Annotated in this window: 13 protein-coding genes; 8 read left to right on the top strand and 5 right to left on the bottom strand. The window is 65.8% G+C overall.

Annotated features, from left to right (window positions below; translation table 11 throughout):
- The first annotated feature begins 225 nt into the window (after nt 1-225).
- From AC1DN2_RS08535 to AC1DN2_RS08525, 3 genes are all read left to right on the top strand, one after another.
- Nucleotides 226-1,635 (top strand): MFS transporter, encoded by a 1,410-nt coding sequence (locus tag AC1DN2_RS08535; protein ID WP_476849973.1) that lies wholly within the window; start codon nt 226-228, stop codon nt 1,633-1,635.
- Between the two features lie 63 nt (nt 1,636-1,698).
- Nucleotides 1,699-2,955, top strand: a complete 1,257-nt coding sequence (locus tag AC1DN2_RS08530) for an aminopeptidase P family protein (RefSeq protein ID WP_476849972.1) — start codon at nt 1,699-1,701, stop codon at nt 2,953-2,955.
- Nucleotides 2,956-3,049: 94 nt separating this feature from the next.
- A complete protein-coding gene (locus AC1DN2_RS08525) occupies nt 3,050-3,859 on the top strand; it encodes an IclR family transcriptional regulator (protein WP_476849971.1) in 810 nt (269 codons plus the stop codon).
- 36 nt (nt 3,860-3,895) lie between these two features.
- Here the strand turns inward: AC1DN2_RS08525 and AC1DN2_RS08520 are convergent, their stop codons facing one another.
- Nucleotides 3,896-5,440, bottom strand: coding sequence for a PucR family transcriptional regulator (locus AC1DN2_RS08520; protein WP_476849970.1), 1,545 nt, complete (start codon nt 5,438-5,440; stop codon nt 3,896-3,898).
- Between the two features lie 107 nt (nt 5,441-5,547).
- On the opposite strand from AC1DN2_RS08520, the gene AC1DN2_RS08515 reads away from it, so the two are divergent.
- Both AC1DN2_RS08515 and AC1DN2_RS08510 read left to right on the top strand, forming a co-directional pair.
- Nucleotides 5,548-7,077, top strand: a complete 1,530-nt coding sequence (locus AC1DN2_RS08515; protein WP_476849969.1) for a purine-cytosine permease family protein — start codon at nt 5,548-5,550, stop codon at nt 7,075-7,077.
- Nucleotides 7,078-7,092: 15 nt separating this feature from the next.
- On the top strand, nt 7,093-8,064 hold the full coding sequence (locus AC1DN2_RS08510) for a polysaccharide deacetylase family protein (RefSeq protein WP_476849968.1): 972 nt from the start codon (nt 7,093-7,095) through the stop codon (nt 8,062-8,064).
- 113 nt (nt 8,065-8,177) lie between these two features.
- On the opposite strand, the gene AC1DN2_RS08505 is transcribed toward AC1DN2_RS08510, so the two are convergent.
- The 4 genes from AC1DN2_RS08505 to uriH all read right to left on the bottom strand — a co-directional run bounded on the left by AC1DN2_RS08505 (nt 8,178) and on the right by uriH (nt 13,027).
- Nucleotides 8,178-9,338 (bottom strand): M20/M25/M40 family metallo-hydrolase, encoded by a 1,161-nt coding sequence (locus tag AC1DN2_RS08505; protein WP_476849967.1) that lies wholly within the window; start codon nt 9,336-9,338, stop codon nt 8,178-8,180.
- Between the two features lie 301 nt (nt 9,339-9,639).
- The gene (locus tag AC1DN2_RS08500) at nt 9,640-10,596 is read right to left on the bottom strand and encodes a ribokinase (RefSeq protein ID WP_476849966.1); all 957 of its coding nucleotides are present in this window, start codon (nt 10,594-10,596) and stop codon (nt 9,640-9,642) included.
- On the bottom strand, nt 10,593-12,017 hold the full coding sequence (uriT, locus tag AC1DN2_RS08495) for a uridine transporter UriT (RefSeq protein ID WP_243178258.1): 1,425 nt from the start codon (nt 12,015-12,017) through the stop codon (nt 10,593-10,595). The genes AC1DN2_RS08500 and uriT overlap by 4 nt, the downstream gene beginning before the upstream one ends.
- Complete coding sequence (uriH, locus tag AC1DN2_RS08490; protein ID WP_243178259.1) at nt 12,014-13,027, bottom strand: uridine-preferring nucleoside hydrolase UriH; 1,014 nt, start codon at nt 13,025-13,027, stop codon at nt 12,014-12,016. The genes uriT and uriH overlap by 4 nt, the downstream gene beginning before the upstream one ends.
- Before the next feature lie 166 nt (nt 13,028-13,193).
- Here uriH and AC1DN2_RS08485 point away from each other — a divergent pair, with 166 nt between their 5' ends.
- The 3 genes from AC1DN2_RS08485 to AC1DN2_RS08475 all read left to right on the top strand — a co-directional run bounded on the left by AC1DN2_RS08485 (nt 13,194) and on the right by AC1DN2_RS08475 (nt 16,907).
- Nucleotides 13,194-14,243, top strand: coding sequence for a LacI family DNA-binding transcriptional regulator (locus AC1DN2_RS08485; protein WP_243178260.1), 1,050 nt, complete (start codon nt 13,194-13,196; stop codon nt 14,241-14,243).
- A gap of 50 nt (nt 14,244-14,293) precedes the next feature.
- Nucleotides 14,294-15,493, top strand: coding sequence for a metal-dependent hydrolase family protein (locus AC1DN2_RS08480; protein WP_476849965.1), 1,200 nt, complete (start codon nt 14,294-14,296; stop codon nt 15,491-15,493).
- Nucleotides 15,494-15,812: 319 nt separating this feature from the next.
- Nucleotides 15,813-16,907, top strand: a complete 1,095-nt coding sequence (locus AC1DN2_RS08475; RefSeq protein WP_018775012.1) for an extracellular solute-binding protein — start codon at nt 15,813-15,815, stop codon at nt 16,905-16,907.
- Nucleotide 16,908: the final 1 nt, after the last annotated feature.

The raw sequence follows: 16,908 nt of genomic DNA, 5'->3' as shown, positions 1-16,908 counted from the left end.
TTTTCACAAGGCAGCAGGTCAGAGGCGCATTTGTCGCAACCCAGTCTCGTTGAATGCAACCTTGAGTTCCAAGCTGGGCCGCTCCCAGGGCTGGCGCGCCCGGGCATCTTCATCGACTTAATCCACAAGCCTGAAACGAAAAGCCATTGACTGTGTCACGCGTCACGCCTACTCTGGTGCAACAGCGTTGCACTGATTGCAACTCCAAAACACTTTGGTGGACACATGAGTAACGAAACTTCCTCCCCCGCCACTCTTGCGGGGCAGACCAGCCCGGAGTCGAATAGCGGGCATGGCAGTACGTCCTCGGGACAAACCACGTTGAGCGGCCATGCGGCCCCTGGCGGCCACGATCCCGCAGTCAGTAAGGAAACCCGACGGCGGGTCGTGGCCGCCAGCTTCATCGGAAACTTCGTCGAATGGTTCGACTACGCCGTCTACGGCTACCTGGCCGCAACCATCGCCGCGGTCTTCTTCCCCGAGTCCAATCCCCAGACCGCGCTTCTGCTGACTTTCGCCCTCTTCGCCATCTCGTTCCTGGTGCGGCCGCTTGGCGGCTTCGTCTGGGGGCACATCGGTGACCGGGTGGGGCGCCGGACCGCCCTTTCCCTGTCTATCCTGATCATGTCCGGAGCGACCTTCTGCATCGCCCTGATCCCGGGGTACAACTCCATCGGCATCTGGGCGCCGATCCTGCTCCTGGCGGTGCGCGTCGTCCAGGGCTTCTCCGCCTCGGGCGAATACGCCGGCGCGTCCGCCTTCCTGGTGGAATACGCCCCGGCCAACAAGCGCGGCCTGTACGCGGCGGTGGTTCCGGCCAGCACGGCGGCGGGCCTGCTGCTCGGCTCGCTGCTTGCGGGCCTGCTGACCATCCTGCTCACTGCCGAGGCGATGCAGAGCTGGGGGTGGCGCCTGCCGTTCCTGCTCGCCGCCCCGATGGGCCTGATCGGACGCTACATCCGCACCAAGCTCGAAGACACCCCGGTGTTCCGCGAACTGGCGGAGGAGGACCAGGCCGTCAAGGCCCCGGTATCCAGCCTCTTCCGGAACCACTGGCGGTTGCTGCTGAAGGCCGTCGGAGCAGTGCTGCTCAACGCCGTCGGGTTCTACGTGATCCTGAGCTACATGCCGACCTACCTGTCCTCGGAGCTCGGTCTCGGCGCGGCCGAATCCTTCCTGGCCACCACCATCGCCCTGGTGACGTACATCGGGTTCATCTTCCTGACCGGTATGCTCTCGGACCGCTACGGCCGCAAAAAGGTTCTGATCGCCGCCTCCTTGAGCTTCATCGTGCTGACCGTGCCGGCCTTCGCCCTCCTGGGCACCGGGAACTTCCTGGTGATCGTCCTGGTCCAGATCCTGCTGGGCGGCATGCTGACGCTCAACGACGGCACGCTCCCGAGCTTCCTGGCGGAGATGTTCCCCACCCGCGTCCGCTACAGCGGCTTCGCCGTCAGCTTCAATCTCTCCAACGCGCTCTTCGGCGGCACGGCGCCGTTCGTGGCGACCCTCCTGATCGCCACGACGGCCAATAACCTGGCGCCTGCCTGGTACCTGGCCGGCGCCGCGGCCATCTCCCTGATCGCCGTAGCGCTCTCCCGGGAAACCAGCAAAGAACCGCTGCGCCACGAGTAGTCCCGCGCCGGCGCCCCCAAATTTCCCCTCCAAAGAACAGCACCGCAGAAAGGCACCACCATCATGACCATCGCAACGTCCAACAACGCTTCGTCCATCGCCGAACTGGAGCGACTGAAAGTCCTGCACAACGGGCAGAAGGAAAAGTTGACCTTTTCCAACGCCGAATTTGAGCGCCGGCTCGGCGGGCTGCGCCGCATCATGGCAGAGAAGGACCTGGACGCCGTCGTCCTGACCAGCTACCACTCCATCAAGTACTACTCCGACTTCCTCTTCACCTACTTCGGCCGGTCCTACGCCATGGTGGTCACCAAGGACGACACCGTGACCGTCACGGCCAACATCGACGCCGGCATGCCGTGGCGGCGCAGCTACGGCGACAATGTGGTGTACACGGACTGGCGCCGGGACAACTACATCTTCGCCATCCAGGAGGCGCTGCGCACCCGCGGCATCAACCCCCGCCGGCTCGGCGTCGAAGACGATTCGCTCCCGCTGGATAACCGGAACAAGATCCAGGCGGCGTTTGCAGGAGCCACCCTGGTGGACGTCGCACAGGCGGCGATGCGCCAGCGGATGATCAAGTCGGCCGAAGAGATCGAGGTGATCAAGCACGGGGCCCGCATTGGCGACCTGGGCGGCGAAGCCATCCGCAACGCCATCACCGGCGGTATCACCGAATACGAGGTCGCCCTGATCGGCACCGAAGCCATGGTCCACGAAATCGCGCGGACGTTCCCGGATTCGGAGATCCGTGACACCTGGGTGTGGTTCCAGTCCGGCATCAACACCGACGGCGCCCACAACTGGGCCACCACGCGCAAGATCCAGGAACACGACATCCTGTCCCTGAACTGCTTCCCCATGACCTCCGGCTACTACACCGCGCTGGAGCGCACTCTGTTCTACGGCGAACCCGACGCCCGCTCCCTGGAGCTGTGGAACATCAACGTCGAGGTCCACAAGCGCGGCCTCGAGCTCATCAAGCCCGGAGCTGTCTGCAAGGACATCGCCGCCGAGCTGAACGAGATCTACGTGGGCCACGGACTGCTTGCCAACCGGACCTTCGGCTACGGACACTCGTTCGGCGTCCTGAGCCACTACTACGGCCGCGAAGCCGGACTGGAACTCCGCGAGGACATCGACACGGTGCTCGAGCCCGGCATGGTGGTCTCCATGGAACCCATGATCACCGTCCTGGACGGCCAGCCCGGCGCAGGCGGCTACCGCGAGCACGACATCCTGGTGGTCGGCGAAGACGGAGCCGAGAACATCACGAAGTTCCCGTTCGGCCCCGAATACAACATCATCGGAGCCTGAGGCGCCCAGACCCCCTGAAGGCAGGACCCAGAAGCGGCGCCACGTCCACCGTGGCGCCGCTTTTGGGCCCTCATGCGGAATGATGGTAGACACCATGACCCCAGCAGAATCTCCCGGGACCACCGGAAACGGCGACACCAAGGGCACCTCCGTCATCGTCAACGCCATCGCCGTGCTGCGAACCTTCACGGCGGACGAACCGTTGCTCGGAGTCACCGAGATCGCCAACCGGGTGGGCCTGCACAAGAGCACGGTTTCGCGGATCCTAGCCACGTTCGAGCAGGAACACCTGGTGGAACGCGATCCGGAAACCCGCCGCTTCCGGCTGGGGCTGGGACTGATCGCCGTCGCCGGGCCGTTGCTGGCCGAACTGGAAGAACGGCGGGTGGCGTATCCCGTCCTGCGTGAACTCACCGAACAGACCGGCGAAACCAGCGCCCTCATGGTGTGGAACGGCGCAGAGTCAACGTGCGTGGAGCAGATCGCCAGCCACCACCAGATCAAGCACACCACCCCGCTGGGAGCCCGGTACACCGACGCCATGAGCGCCTCCGTGCAGGTCTTCCTGGCCGCAGCGCCCGTCGAACGCGTCCGTGTGCTCCTGCGCAGCGGGGCGATCAGCTACCCGGGACTCGATGATGCGGGCCTGGATGGCTACCAGATCAAGCTCAAGGACGTGACGGCCCGGGGCTGGGCCATCAACTACGGCGAATCCTCCATCGATGAAGTGGGCGTCGCCGCTCCCGTCCACGACCACCGCGGCGACATCGTGGCGGCCGTCCTGATCTCGGCGCCCCGGTTCCGCGTCTCACGCGAGGCTCTGCAGAACCTGGGCGAAGCGTGCGCCGCTGCGGCCGATAAAATCACCAGCCGGCTGGGCGGGCGCGCGTCCAGCAACGGCTGACGCGGCGCGCGCCCGGACTAAGGCGCCGAGCGCACGTCAGCTGAGCCGGGCCAGCCGCGCGGCCAAATGCAACGCTGCGAGCCGGCCCGTCCGCCGGGGGTCGCCGCCGCACAGCTCGAAGATCCGCTGCAGCCGTTGATGCATCGATTGCCGCTCCACGTGCAGTTCCCTCGCCGCCTGGGCCGTGTTGCAGCCGGAATCCAGCCACATGGCCAGGGTGTCAAGCAGCCGGGAATTGCGTTGCGCATCATAATCCAGGAGGGCCCCCAGCTGCTGGCGCACGAAGTTCCGCCGCTGCCCGGTATCCAGGCTTCCAACAGCGAGGCGTTCGACGGCGAATGCCTCGCAATCGATCACGGGACCGTGCGGTCCGGTTGCCCCCGCCGGTGACCGTCCCAGCGCGCCCGCCAATTCCAGGGTCAGCCTGGCCTCCGACAAGGACCAGGGGGCTTCCGAAATCCCGACGGCCACGGGGCCGACGGCAACCAGCGTGTCTGATGGGGCCGGTAGCGCCCGCAGGCCAACCAGAAGTGCGTCCCTGCTGTCCAGCGGACTATCGCCCGGGAGGACCACCACCGCCAGCAGCTCGGCATTATCGACATAGGTTGCGCTGGGCTGCGCCCGCCGGGCCAAGAGCTGCTCCACAGAAGCGCGGAGGTGTTGGAGCATGCCGGAGCGGACCATGATGGCCACGATTGTGGCACCCGGCGGAATCCCGGCCGCGGAAGCCAATTGCTGGAGCCGCCAGGCCTGGCTGCCGGAATCAATCGCGCGAAGCAGGGCCGCCCCGGCGACTTCCTTGAGCCCGGGGGACATTCGCTGCAGCAACGCCAGGGCCAGGATGTCGACAGAACGATTTCCGGCCGTCCGGGCCAGGTTCTGGTCCTCGTCCGCCGGGACCCGTAGCAACAGCTGAGCCGCAAGGATGCCGCGGATCGGCACGTCGATGTGAATCAGGCGTGCCTGCTCCTGCGGCCCAACGGTGGAGGCATCGGGGTCGGCGGCCTCGGCCCGCCCCGGGCTTGCGCTGGCCAGGGTCGCGCCGGCTATGGACGTCAGCGTCACCTCGGCATTGATGATGCCGGCCAGCACGGCGAGGATCCGGTCCAGGCCACCGCCGTGCGCCAGTTCGACAGCCATCGCGTGACTGGCCTCATCGGCCCGCCGCAATTGGGACACCGAGTCGCTGACCAGCATCGAATTGATGGCCTGCGTGATTCCGACGAACGGCACCACCCCGCGAAGTTCAATCAGGGGCAGTCCGGCAGCCTCGGCGGCTGCCACCATAGACGATGGCAGGGACGGAAGGGCAGCCCCGGTTTCGATAGCTACGGCGGCAACGCCCCGCTCCGCCAGTTGGCGGATGTAGTTGACCTGCCGCTCCTCCGAGGCGAGGGCCAGGGCTTCTCCGCCCGTCAGCAGAAGTTCCCCGCCAGCCAGCAGGGGCGCGATATCAATGATTTCACTGGAGTGGATCCACCGCAGCTGCGCCCGGGCGGCGGCCCTGGCCGCGGCGCGGACAATGGGGTCGGCGGCCGCCATGGTCGGATGGTTCAGGACGTCTTGAAGAAGGATGGACATTACACTCCGTCGCGTTGCTCTGGGTATATTTAGACACATTGTATATAGTCGTATGTGGCCCACGACACATAATCTTGAGGAATCCCACACATCCTCGGAGGCTCCACATGCGTCAAAAATCCCCAGCGGCCCCTGCCGGCACCGCGCCGGAAGCGAGCGTAGACCACGAAGCGTGGCTCCAGCCCATCCCCGAATCACAACGGACCCGCAAGGTCTCCGGCCAGTTCTGGATCTGGGCCGGCGCCAATCTCGCCCCGATCAACTGGGTGCTCGGAGCGCTCGGCATCCAGCTTGGCCTGGGATTCGCGGACACCGTCACGGTTCTTGTCCTCGGAAACCTGATCGGGATGCTGCTCTTCGGCTGCTTCGTCCTGCTGGGCCAAAAGACCGGAGCGACCGGCATGGTGCTGGCCCGCGCCGCCTTCGGCCGGCGCGGCAACTACCTGCCCGCCGGCATCCAGGCTCTCCTGGTGATCGGCTGGTGTGCGGTCAACACCTGGATCATCCTGGATCTGGTCATGGCCTTGTTCGGAACGCTCGGCTGGGTTGACCCGGAGGCCAAGAACTACGCCTGGAAGATTGGCATCGCCACCTTCATCATGGCTGTACAGGTAGCCATCGCCTGGTTCGGCTATAAAGCCATCGCCGCCTTCGAGAAGTGGACCGTGCCGCCCACCATCATCATCTTGACCGTGATGTCGGCAGTGGCCTGGTTCGGCATGAAGATCAACTGGACCTACGCCGGCCCGGCGGGGCACATCCTGGAAGGCTCGGAACGCATCGCCGCGATGAGCGCAGTCATGACGGCCATCGGCATCGGCTGGGGCATCACCTGGTTCACCTACGCCGCGGATTACTCCCGCTTTGTCAGCACCTCGGTGCCCAAGCGCAAGGTCTACCTCGCCTCGGTGCTGGGCCAGTTCATCCCGGTCGTCTGGCTGGGCATCCTGGGGGCCAGCCTGGCGACCAACACGGGTGAAATTGATCCCGGCAAACTCATCGTCCAGAACTTCGGCGCGCTGGCCCTCCCGGTGCTGCTCATGGTCCTGCACGGCCCGATCGCGACCAACATCTTGAACATTTACACCTTTTCCGTCGCCACGCAGGCCCTGGACATCTCCATCAGCCGGCGCAAGTTGAACCTGTTCGTCGGCGTCTTCTCCCTCGCGGCCGTGATCTTCTTCATCTTCCAGGAGGATTTCGCCTCCGTGCTGGATGCCTGGCTGATTGGGCTGGTCGCCTGGGTGGCTGCCTGGGGCGGAGTCATGCTGGTCCATTACTTCTGGATCGAGAAGCGCTGGCCCGGCGACCCGTCCCGGCTCTTTGACGCCGTCGGCACCAAACGCCTGCCGGGCGTGAATCCGGCCGGTGTCGCTTCCCTGCTCATCGGCATCTTCGCCACCTGGCTGTTCATGTACGGACTGGTGCCGGCCATGCAGGGGCCCATCGCCGTCGCCCTGGGCGGATGGGACCTGTCCTGGCTCGCCGGGGGACTGGCCAGTGCCGCGGCTTACGCCGTCCTCGGTCCGCGGTTCCACAGGAAGTTCCTGGATGTCCCCACCCCCAGCGAACAGACCGCAGATTCACCTGACGCTACCGGCCTTGCGGTCACATCAACCACGCCCGCCGCCCTCTAGCAGGAGATCAACCCCGTGAACTTCCCCGCTTTCGCCGACACCGCCCATCCCATTACCTGGCCCGAAGGTCATCGTGCCGCGGCGTCCTTCACCTTCGACGTCGACGCCGAATCCTGCACCATCGCCCATGACCCGCAGAGCACCAGGCGCATGTCCCTCATGACGCACCAGTCCTACGGGCCCAAGGTCGCCGTCCCGCGGATTCTGCAGATCCTCGAGCGCCAGCAGATCCAGGCGACGTTCTTCGTCCCGGGTTTCACCGCCGAATGCTACCCGGACGTGGTCCGCCGGATAGCCGACGGCGGCCACGAGATTGCACACCACGGGTACCTGCACGAACCCATGCAAGGCATCGACGCCGCCACGGAGGCGCGGTACCTGGACCGGGGCCTGGATGCCCTGGCCAAGGCCGCCGGCGTCCGGCCGACCGGCTACAGGGCACCGTGGTGGGAGCTCAACTGGCATTCCCCGGCCCTCCTTGCCGACCGCGGGTTCCTGTATGACTCAAGCCTGCTCGACGGCGACGCGCCGTACCGCTTCAGCGTTGCCGAGGCAGACCCCCGCGATCTCGTGGAAATCCCTGTCGACTGGGCTTTGGACGACTGGGAGCAGTATGCCTTCTACCCGGGCGTCACCGGAAGCGGCGTCATCGAAAGCCCGGCCAAGGTCCTCGAAATGTGGACGCTGGAGGCCGAGGCCCACCACGCTGCCGGGAGCTGCTTCGTCCTGACCAACCACCCCTTCATTTCCGGCCGGCCGTCCAAGGCCGTGGCCCTGGAACAGCTGATGGACCGGGTCAAGACGATGGACGGCATGTGGGTCACCACCATGGAGAAGATCGCGCAGCACACGCGCGACTCCATCGAGGAGATCCACACCCACGCGCGCATTGCCGTGCCCGGATTCCCGGACACCGGCGCACAGTTCACACCGGCCGGCGTGCGGCAGCCCCAAGGAGCCACGGCGCGGCGCGGGGCCGGAATCTAGGGCACAAATTCGGCCCTGGCAAGCACAGGTCCCCGGCACGGCCCCTCGTCAGAAGGTGGCTGGGCCGGGGACCTTCCTGCGGGGCGGCCCGGAGCCGGCGGCGAAGCTGGTGTTTAGCCGGTCTTGGCCATCGCGTAGGCCACGGTGCCGTAGGCCAGGGCGCCGGACATTTCGGTGAGCAGTTCCGGGTTTGTGTTGGCGATCGTGTCGCAGGCCTCGTGGTAGCAGGGATCGAGGTCCTTGCCCGCCACCCCGCCATAGGCCTGCGCCTGGGCCTGGGTCTTCCTCTTCTCATCCCCGGTGAACAGCCCGCCGCCGGGAATGCCGGCCGAGAGGAAGGCGTCGTAGTCCGAGCCCCCGTCAAAGGGCGTGGTCTCGGCCGGCAGCGCGTTCTCCTGGAAGTAGCGGAAGAAGACGTCCTCGATCGCCTTGGACCCGGCCGGGCCGGCGTGGCCAAAGTCCGTGCCGTCCCCGTCATGGACCGAGCGGACCCCGTTGGGCGAGGCCACCATGTCCACGTTCAGGTTCGCCGCGGTCTGGCCGATCTCGGCCGCACTCAGTTCGTCGACGTAGTGCTGGGACCCGTACAGCCCGTCCTCCTCGCCGCCCCAGAACGCGAACCGGACCCGGTTGGCCGGGGTGATCCCGGCCTCCTTCATCCACCGCGCGGTCTCCAGGACGGCCGCGACCCCGCTGCCGTTGTCATCAATGCCCGGTCCCTCCTGCACGGAGTCCAGGTGCGCGCCCACCACCACGGTGTGCCCGGCACTGCCCCCGGTGTCGGCGAGGATGTTGAAGGACTCCACCGTCTTGCCGCGGCGGCCGTCCTCTTTGAACGTGAAGCTCTGCCGCACCGGTTCATACCCGGCGGCGCGCAGCTGTTCCTCGACGTAGCGGGCCGACTCCTCATACCCCGAGGTGCCCGAGGCCCGGTTCCCGCCGTTGGCATCGGCCACCCGCTGCAGCGCCTGCAGGTGCCCCACCATGTCCCGGGACTTGAACGCCGCCAGCACCGTGCGCGCATCCACCGTGCTCGCCGGGGTTAGCTGCGGGACCGCAGCACTCGGGCTGGCGGACTCGGCGGGTGCGGCGGATTGGCTCGTCCCGCCGCCGGATTTGCTCGGTGTGCCACCTGAGGGTGTGCCAGATGGTGTGCCACCGGACGGAACGCCGGCCGACGGGATGCCAGCCGCGACACCGGAGGTACAGGCCGACGTCGAGAGCAGGACCAGGGCGAGGAGCGAGGGAAGTACGTGCTTGCGGAGAGTGATCATGCCGGGAGCCCATCACTAGTCGGTACAAGTTCGCTTGCTCCGGCTCGATTGGTCAGGACGCTCGCCACTGACGCTCCAGTAAGTCGCGGCCACCATCGCCCGGCAAATACTCCTATCAGGTCGAACCATTGTCGGCCCCGCGGCTGTAACTTCAATAGCGCCTCGCTGTGAATCTGCTGTGCAATTGGGTTGCATCAACCAAGGACCACCAGACCGGTCCGGCGCTTAACCGGGAGGGGGCGCCGCAGACAGGCTCTGCGGCGCCCCCTCCCGTGGCGGCCCTAACTGGCGGGGGTGGCCGTTAAGCGAGCAGTCCCTCCACATCCGCCGCTTTCGGGTACGCCGTTTGCGTCCCCTTCCTGGTCGCTGCCAAGGCCGCGGCAACGGACGCGAAGGCGGCAGCGGCCGGAAGTGAATCGCCGGCGGCAAGGCGCGCAGCCACGGCCCCGGTGAATGCATCGCCTGCACCGGTGGTGTCCTTGGCGTCGACCCTGGTGGGTTCAATGCGGGTGATGCGGCCCTCGGCGCCGGCTCCGGAGTCCAGGACGACGGAGCCGTTCGCCCCCAAAGTGACCACAACGCGGTGCAGTCCGCGATCGGCGAACTTGTCCCGGACCGGCGCCCACGCCGCGGTGTCAGCCCCGGCGTCGGGCACGGCGGCGCCGCCCAGGAACAGCGACGCCTCATGCGCGTTCACCAGCAGGATGTCGCAGAGTGCGGCCAAGCTCGCCGGGATCTCGGCGTAGGGCGACAGGTTGAGCAGAACTGTCGCCCCGGCGTCGTGGCCCAAGCGGGCCGCGGCCTCAACGGTGTCCAGACCGACCTCGAGGCACAGGCACATCACGGACGCGCCCTCGAACAATTCGGCGGAAGCGGCAACATCCCCGGGCGCCAGTGTGCCGTTGGCTCCGGCCGAGATGATGATGTTGTTCTCACCGTGGGCGTCGACGGAAATGACGGCGACGCCGGTCGCAGCATCAGGCGTGCGGCGGACGCGGGAAATGTCCACCCCGGCCCCGGCGGTGGAGGCCAGAAGCATGGTCCCGTTGGTGTCGTCGCCCACCGCACCGATCAGCGCGACCCGGCTTCCGAGTTTGGCCGCCGCGACCGCCTGGTTGGCGCTCTTGCCGCCGGGATTGACCGCAAAGCCATTCCCGTGCACCGTTTCGCCGGGGAGGGGGAGCCTGTCGCAGTAGATGGTCAGGTCCGCATTCAGTGAACCGACGACGACGATCCGGCCAGAGTCCGGGCGGGTCATTTCGCCTCAGCTTCCAAGGGCTTGGGAATCAGGAGTGAGGCGGCGAAAGCCGCCACGGTGATGATCAGGCCCACCGTGATCGCGGTCAAGTAGGATGCCTGGGCATCGCCCAGTGCAGAAGAGGCCACCAGCGCTGCCGGCAGGACCAGGAAGCTCAGGCCGGCGCCCAGGTTGAACGCGCCGGCGTTCATGCCGGGGAGAAAGCCGGGGTTGCCAGCTGGGGAGAGGACAACGCCAAGGCCGTTCAGCATGATGTTGACCGTACCCGCGTACATGATGCCCAGCAACGCTGTTCCGGCAATCATCATGGGCAGGCTGCTGAGGCCGAAGAAGGCGATGATCGCCAGGGCCACGACGCTGCCGGCCATGCCGATCCGCAAAACTTTGGTGTAGCCGAAAACCGGGGCCAAACGGCCGCTGATGGGTCCGACAACCCAGCCCAGGAGGGCGTAGGGAGTCAGGATGATGAGTGACATTTCGGTCGGTCCCACGCCGAAGCCGGGAGCCGTGGCCTGCACGTAGGCGGGAACGATCCCGTTGATGACCGCGAAGACGCCGGTCATGGTCAGGATTGTGGTCAGCAACGGCGCCCAAGTGGAGCGCTGGCGCAGGTGGGCGGTCTCCACCATGGGCTGCCGGGAGCGCTTTTCCACCGTCCAGAACCCGAAGAAGGCGATCACTGCAACGGCGATGAGGGCAGTCGCCAGTGCGAGGGTGCCGGGGGAGAATCCGCTGACCAGTTTGGAGGCCTCGTTGAGGGCTGTGAGCAGGGCGCCGACCGCGATCACGATGAAGAAGACGCCGGGCCAGTCCATCTTGGTGCCCACCGCCGGCTTGCTCTCACCGGCCAGAACGGCGACCAGGCCCGCCGCCACGACGGCCAGCACCACCATGAGCCAGAAGATGCTGCGGAATCCGTAATGCTCGGCGAAGTAACCGCCGACAAAGGAGTCGACGCCGGCAACCCCGCCGTTGACGGCGGTGATGAGGCCCATGAGGGCACCGTACTTCCGCGGGTCACTGACGGCGGAGCGCAGCATGATCAGGCACAGCGGGACCGTGGGGCCGCTGACGCCCTGGATGATGCGTCCGACGAAGAGCCAGGTGATATCGGGAGCCATGGCCGCGATCACCGAGCCGACAGCCATCATCAACATCATGCCCAGCAGGATCTTCTTGCGCCCCACAATGTCGCTCAGGCGCGGCAGGAAGAGGGAAAACAGTGCTGCCGCGGTGAAGAACCAGGTCTGGGACAGGCCGATCACGGCCTGATCGGTGTGGAGTTCGTTGCCCATCGTGACCAGGGCGGGGCTGAGCATCGATGCGTTGAGCTGGAAGGCAATGCAGGCCGTCAACAGGGCCGCCGTGAGTGCAGCGACGCTTCGTCCCGTTGTCTTGGATTCGTAAGTCAGAGTGCTCATGAGTTGGCTCCGTTTCCTGCGCCGATGCTGACGGCGGCGGACGGGTCCACGTCGCCGATGCGCACCAGGGCGTCTGTGACGAGGTTCCAGAACTTCGCGTGATCGAGGTCCACAGCAACAGACGTGTGGCAGTCCTCCGGTGCCGGGGCGCGGAAATCGGCGACGGTCATGCCGAGCGTCAGTTGGCCCTGCAGTTCGATGTTCACGGGGACTTTGCGGGTGGTCATCACCGTGGGATCGATGACGTAGGCCACCGCGCAGGGGTCGTGGACGGGCGGGTAATCGAAGCCCTGGGCGTCCTTGTACGTCTTGGTGAAGAACTCCATCAGCTCCAGCACGAACTGGGCGGGCTTGGTACCCACGGCGGCGATTTTTTCCACGACTTCGGGGGTCGCGAGGGCCTGGTGCGTGAGGTCCAAGCCCACCATGACCACCGGCCACGGCTCGTTGAACACAATATGTGCGGCCTCGGGGTCGATGATGATGTTGAATTCGGAAACGGCGCTCCAGTTGCCTACGTGGTACCCGCCGCCCATGAGCACAACTTCTTTCACGCGCTCCACGATGCGCGGCTCCTTGCGGGCCGCCATGGCAATGTTGGTCAGTCCTGCCGTGGGCACCAGCGTCACAGTGCCAGGCTCGTGCGCCATAACAGTGTCGATGATGAGGTCGACGGCGTGGCGCGGGTCCAGTTCGATGCTGGATTCGGGCTGGGCGGGGCCGTCCATGCCGCTCTCACCGTGGATGTCGGGGGCGGTTTCGATGCTGCGGACCAAGGGCCGATCGCAGCCGGCGGCGAAGGGGACGCCGGTGATGCCGGCAATCGTGCCCACCGACAGGGCGTTGCGGGTGACCCTTTCGAGGGTCTGGTTGCCGACGACCGTTGTGACCGCGAGCAGCTCAATGTACGGATTGCCGTGAGCCAGCAGCATGGCCACGGCGTCGTCATGGCCTGGGTCGCAGTCCAGGATGATCTTCCTGCGTTCCGGTTTCAGGGTGATGGGATCCACGTAAATATCTCCACGTCGTTGGGGGTCCGCCGGGGCGGTGCGATAAAGCGTTCAGAGTGAGTTTGGCACTGTCAAGCGTCAAGCGTCAAGCGCTTAACGTAAGTGACGTCAAGCGCTTGATGTCTTGCGGCAGGTGCGATGCGTCACTCCCGGCTACGATCGAGGTATGGAATCCGGCGAACAAGTACACGAGCTTCGGGGGCGCACCCCGCGCGTCACTGCGGCGATGGTGGCTGCGCGGGCCGGGGTCTCCACCGCAACGGTCTCCCTTGTGGCCAACGGAAAGACCCAGGGGCGGGTCTCGGAGGACAACATTTCGCGGGTCCGGGAAGCCATTGCGGAACTCGGCTATGTGGTGGACAGTATTGGCAGTTCGCTAGCCAAGGGCATCAGTTCGATCGTCATTCTCGTGGCGCCGGACATCTCCAACCCTTTCTTCGCCAACGTCATTGCAGGTGTCCGCGGCGCGCTCGGCGCCGAATACCAGCTGCTGCTCTCCGTCACGGACGCCGGGGAGTTCCCGCGCGTCGACGACGTCCGCAGGCTCCTGGCTTTGCGGCCGGCCGGGCTGCTCGTAGATGCGCCCAGCGCGGAGTTCCTGGAGGATCTTTCCGTCGCTGGGCCTCTCGTTCTGCTGGACGCCCCCGGCTTGGAGTCCTTCGCCCCCTCGGTGAATCTCGACGTCGGACACGGCGCCCGCCTGCTGGCCCGGCACCTGGCGGACGCCGGACACAAACAAGCGGCGTACATGGACAGTGTGACCGGCACGGCGACCTTCGATATCCGGCGGGCGGCATTCCTAGAGGAGTCCGCGGCGCTGGGCATCACCGTGGCCACGGACCATGTCATCGGCACCACCATTGACGTCGGCGCCGCCGCCGGCGCGTTCGCCGCGGCGTGGCCGGATTGGCAGCGGGACGGTGTCACCGCCGTCGTCTGCGCCACCGATACCCATGCCTACGGCGTGCTGCAGGAAGCCAGGGTGGCCGGCGTCCGCATTCCGCAGGAACTGGCCGTGGCAGGCTTCGATGACCTGCCCTATTCGGCCACGTCCAACCCGGGCCTGACCAGCGTCCACCTTCCGGGCGACGCCCTCGGGGCCAGGGCCGGCGAACAGCTCCGCAGGGTCATGGAGGGCAAGGGCTTGGAACAGCACCAGCTGATCCTCCAGGGTTCACTGATGGTCCGCGGTTCCACGGAACCGGCCAGCACCTAGAGAACCGGACCGAGCCCACCCACGAACATCTCACCCGAGGAGTTGTCAGCATGACCAACGCAGACGCCCTGACCATCCACAATGCCCGGATCTTTGACGGACATTCGCCCGAGCTGGCGAGCGGATCCATCCTGTTCCGGGACGGGATCATCCAGGAGGCCGGCGACGTCATCCCCGAAGGTGAGGTGATCGACGCCGGCGGCCGCGTCGTGGTGCCAGGGCTCATCGATGCCCACTTTCACGCGTACGCCGTGGGCTTGGGCGGCCTTGAGGTTGAGCGCTCGCTCCTGAGCTACACCGCACTGGTGGGGGCGCGCCGCTTGGGCGCCGCCGTGCGGCGGGGATTCACGACCGTCCGCGATGTGGCCGGCGGGGACAGCGGGCTGGCCCGGGCCATCCGCAGCGGCCTGGTCACGGCTCCGAGATACTACTACACGGGTCCGGCCCTCAGCCAAACCGGTGGCCATGGCGATCCCCGGTCCGCGGATCTGGATGTCTGCTTCGATCACGGTCACATGTGCGCCGTGGTGGACGGGGTGGACAACCTGCGCCGGGCAGTTCGTGATCGGTTCCGCACGGGAAGCCACGCCATCAAGATCATGACTTCCGGAGGCGTGGTCTCCCTGACAGATCCCATCCGGCTGCCGCAGTATTCAGCGGAAGAAGTCCGGGCGGTGGTGGACGAGGCCACCCGGCGCAAGAGTTACGTGGCGGCCCATGCGTATTCACCCGAGGCAATCAGGCATTCCGTGGAAAACGGGGTACGTTCCATAGAACACGGGAACCTCTTGGACCGGGACACGGCGCAGATGATGGCCGAGCACGGGAGCTTCCTCGTGCCGACGCTTGCCGCCTACGACGCCATGAGCCGAAGGGGAGCTGCAATGGGCCTGAACCCCGTTTCCCAGGCCAAGAACGCCGAGGTGCTTGAGGCCGGCAAAATTGCTGTGGAACTGGCCCTGCAGGCCGGAGTCAAGGTGGGCTTCGGATCCGACCTGATGGGGGACCTTGAGGATGATCAGCTTGTCGGCATTCGGCTGCAGATCGAGGCGGCAGGCGTCTTGGAGACGCTGAGATCCCTTACCTCAGTAAACGCAGAGCTCCTTCAGGACCCAAGCATCGGGAGCATCGGCGCTGGAATGGCGGGCGATGCCGTGATTCTGGACGGCGACCCCTTTGTGGACCCGGCAGTTCTCTGGGACCACAACAGGTCGAGGACTGTTATCCACGACGGGCGCATCATTCGGTGACCCTGGAGATGCCCGGGCGGGCTCAGGAGGGCCGGCGTTAGGGGAGCTCGCGGGGCAGAAATCTCGTTGTTTCTTAAAGCAATACAACTGTTGACTAGTGAGCAACTTCACAGTTACAGTTGCGAAACCGAAAAGCCGCCGGAAGGCGGACTCGAGATCTCCAGCTGGAATGGATGGCGCGCGCGAACCGCAGCTGTCACTTCTCCTTCTCTCTTCACTTCTTCTCGCTTCACTGCGTCACACGCACCGCACCCCGCCACGCCCGCAATCCTGCACGCCCTCTTTTGGCGTGCCCGCGTCCATGAGAGGCACTTCCCCCATGACAGCATTCCGTTCCACTCCCTTTGACCGCAGGCAGCTCCTCAAGGCGGCAGCGCTGACGCCATTTGCGGGTCTGGCGCTCTCCGGCTGCGCGGCGAAGCCCGCCGAAAGTGCCGCTGCCAACAAGACGGTGACCGTCACGTCCTATGGTGGCTCGTACAACGACCAGCTGACCCAGACAATCCTGGACCCGTTCTCCAAGCAGTCGGGGATCCAGACGACGCTGCTGGCCAACACCTCCCTGGCCGCGCTCAAGGCCCAGGTCCAGTCCGGCGACGTGCAGTGGGACCTCGTGGAAATCACGGCGCCGGAGTATGAGGTGGCCGTGGCCGAGGGGCTGTTAGAGAAGTTCGACTACGACATCATCAGCGACAAGGGCCTGCCCGGATACGCGAAGGCTGAATACGGCATCAAGTACCTGAGCTTCCTGTTTGTCATGGCCTGGGACCAGAAGGTCATTTCCGACGCGCAGGCCCCGAAAGACTGGGCCCAATTCTTCGACCAGGGCAAGTACAACACCAAGCGCTCGGTGTACAACCAGCTCTCCGACAGCTCCGTCCTGGAAGCCGCGCTGCTGGCCGACGGTGTCCCCTTCGACAAGATCTACCCGCTCGACGTCGACCGGGCCCTTAGGGTCCTGGGCCAGCACCCGGGCAAGGACCGGCTTCTCTACCACGCCGCCAACCAGGAGCCCATCCAGCAGCTCACCTCCGGCGAGGTCTCGCTCTCCACCAGCTTCAACAACCGCATTAACGCAGCCCGCAACGACGGCGCGAAACTGAACTTCTCCGCCGAAAACGCCGTCCTCGCCGGCGACTACTTCGTGGTTCCGAAGGGCGCCAAGAACAAGGAAGCGGCCTTCAAACTGATGAACTTCATGTCCAACGACGCCGAGGCCGGCGCGGCGTTCGACAAGGTCACCAACCTGACCCTGGCCAACACCCCGGCGCTGTCCAAGCTGCCGAAGGAAATCGCCGACACGCTTCCCACCAGCCCCCGGCTCGCGGACAAGATCCTGGTCCGCGACGACAAGTGGTGGTCGCAGAACCTGAAGAAGACCGAGCAGCAGTTCAAGCTCTGGCAGGCCAGCTGAC

Source organism: Arthrobacter sp. 01L42 (assembly GCF_056400005.1).
The sequence above is the reverse complement of the archived record's forward strand: the minus strand, read 5'-3'. Positions and strand labels throughout refer to the sequence as shown.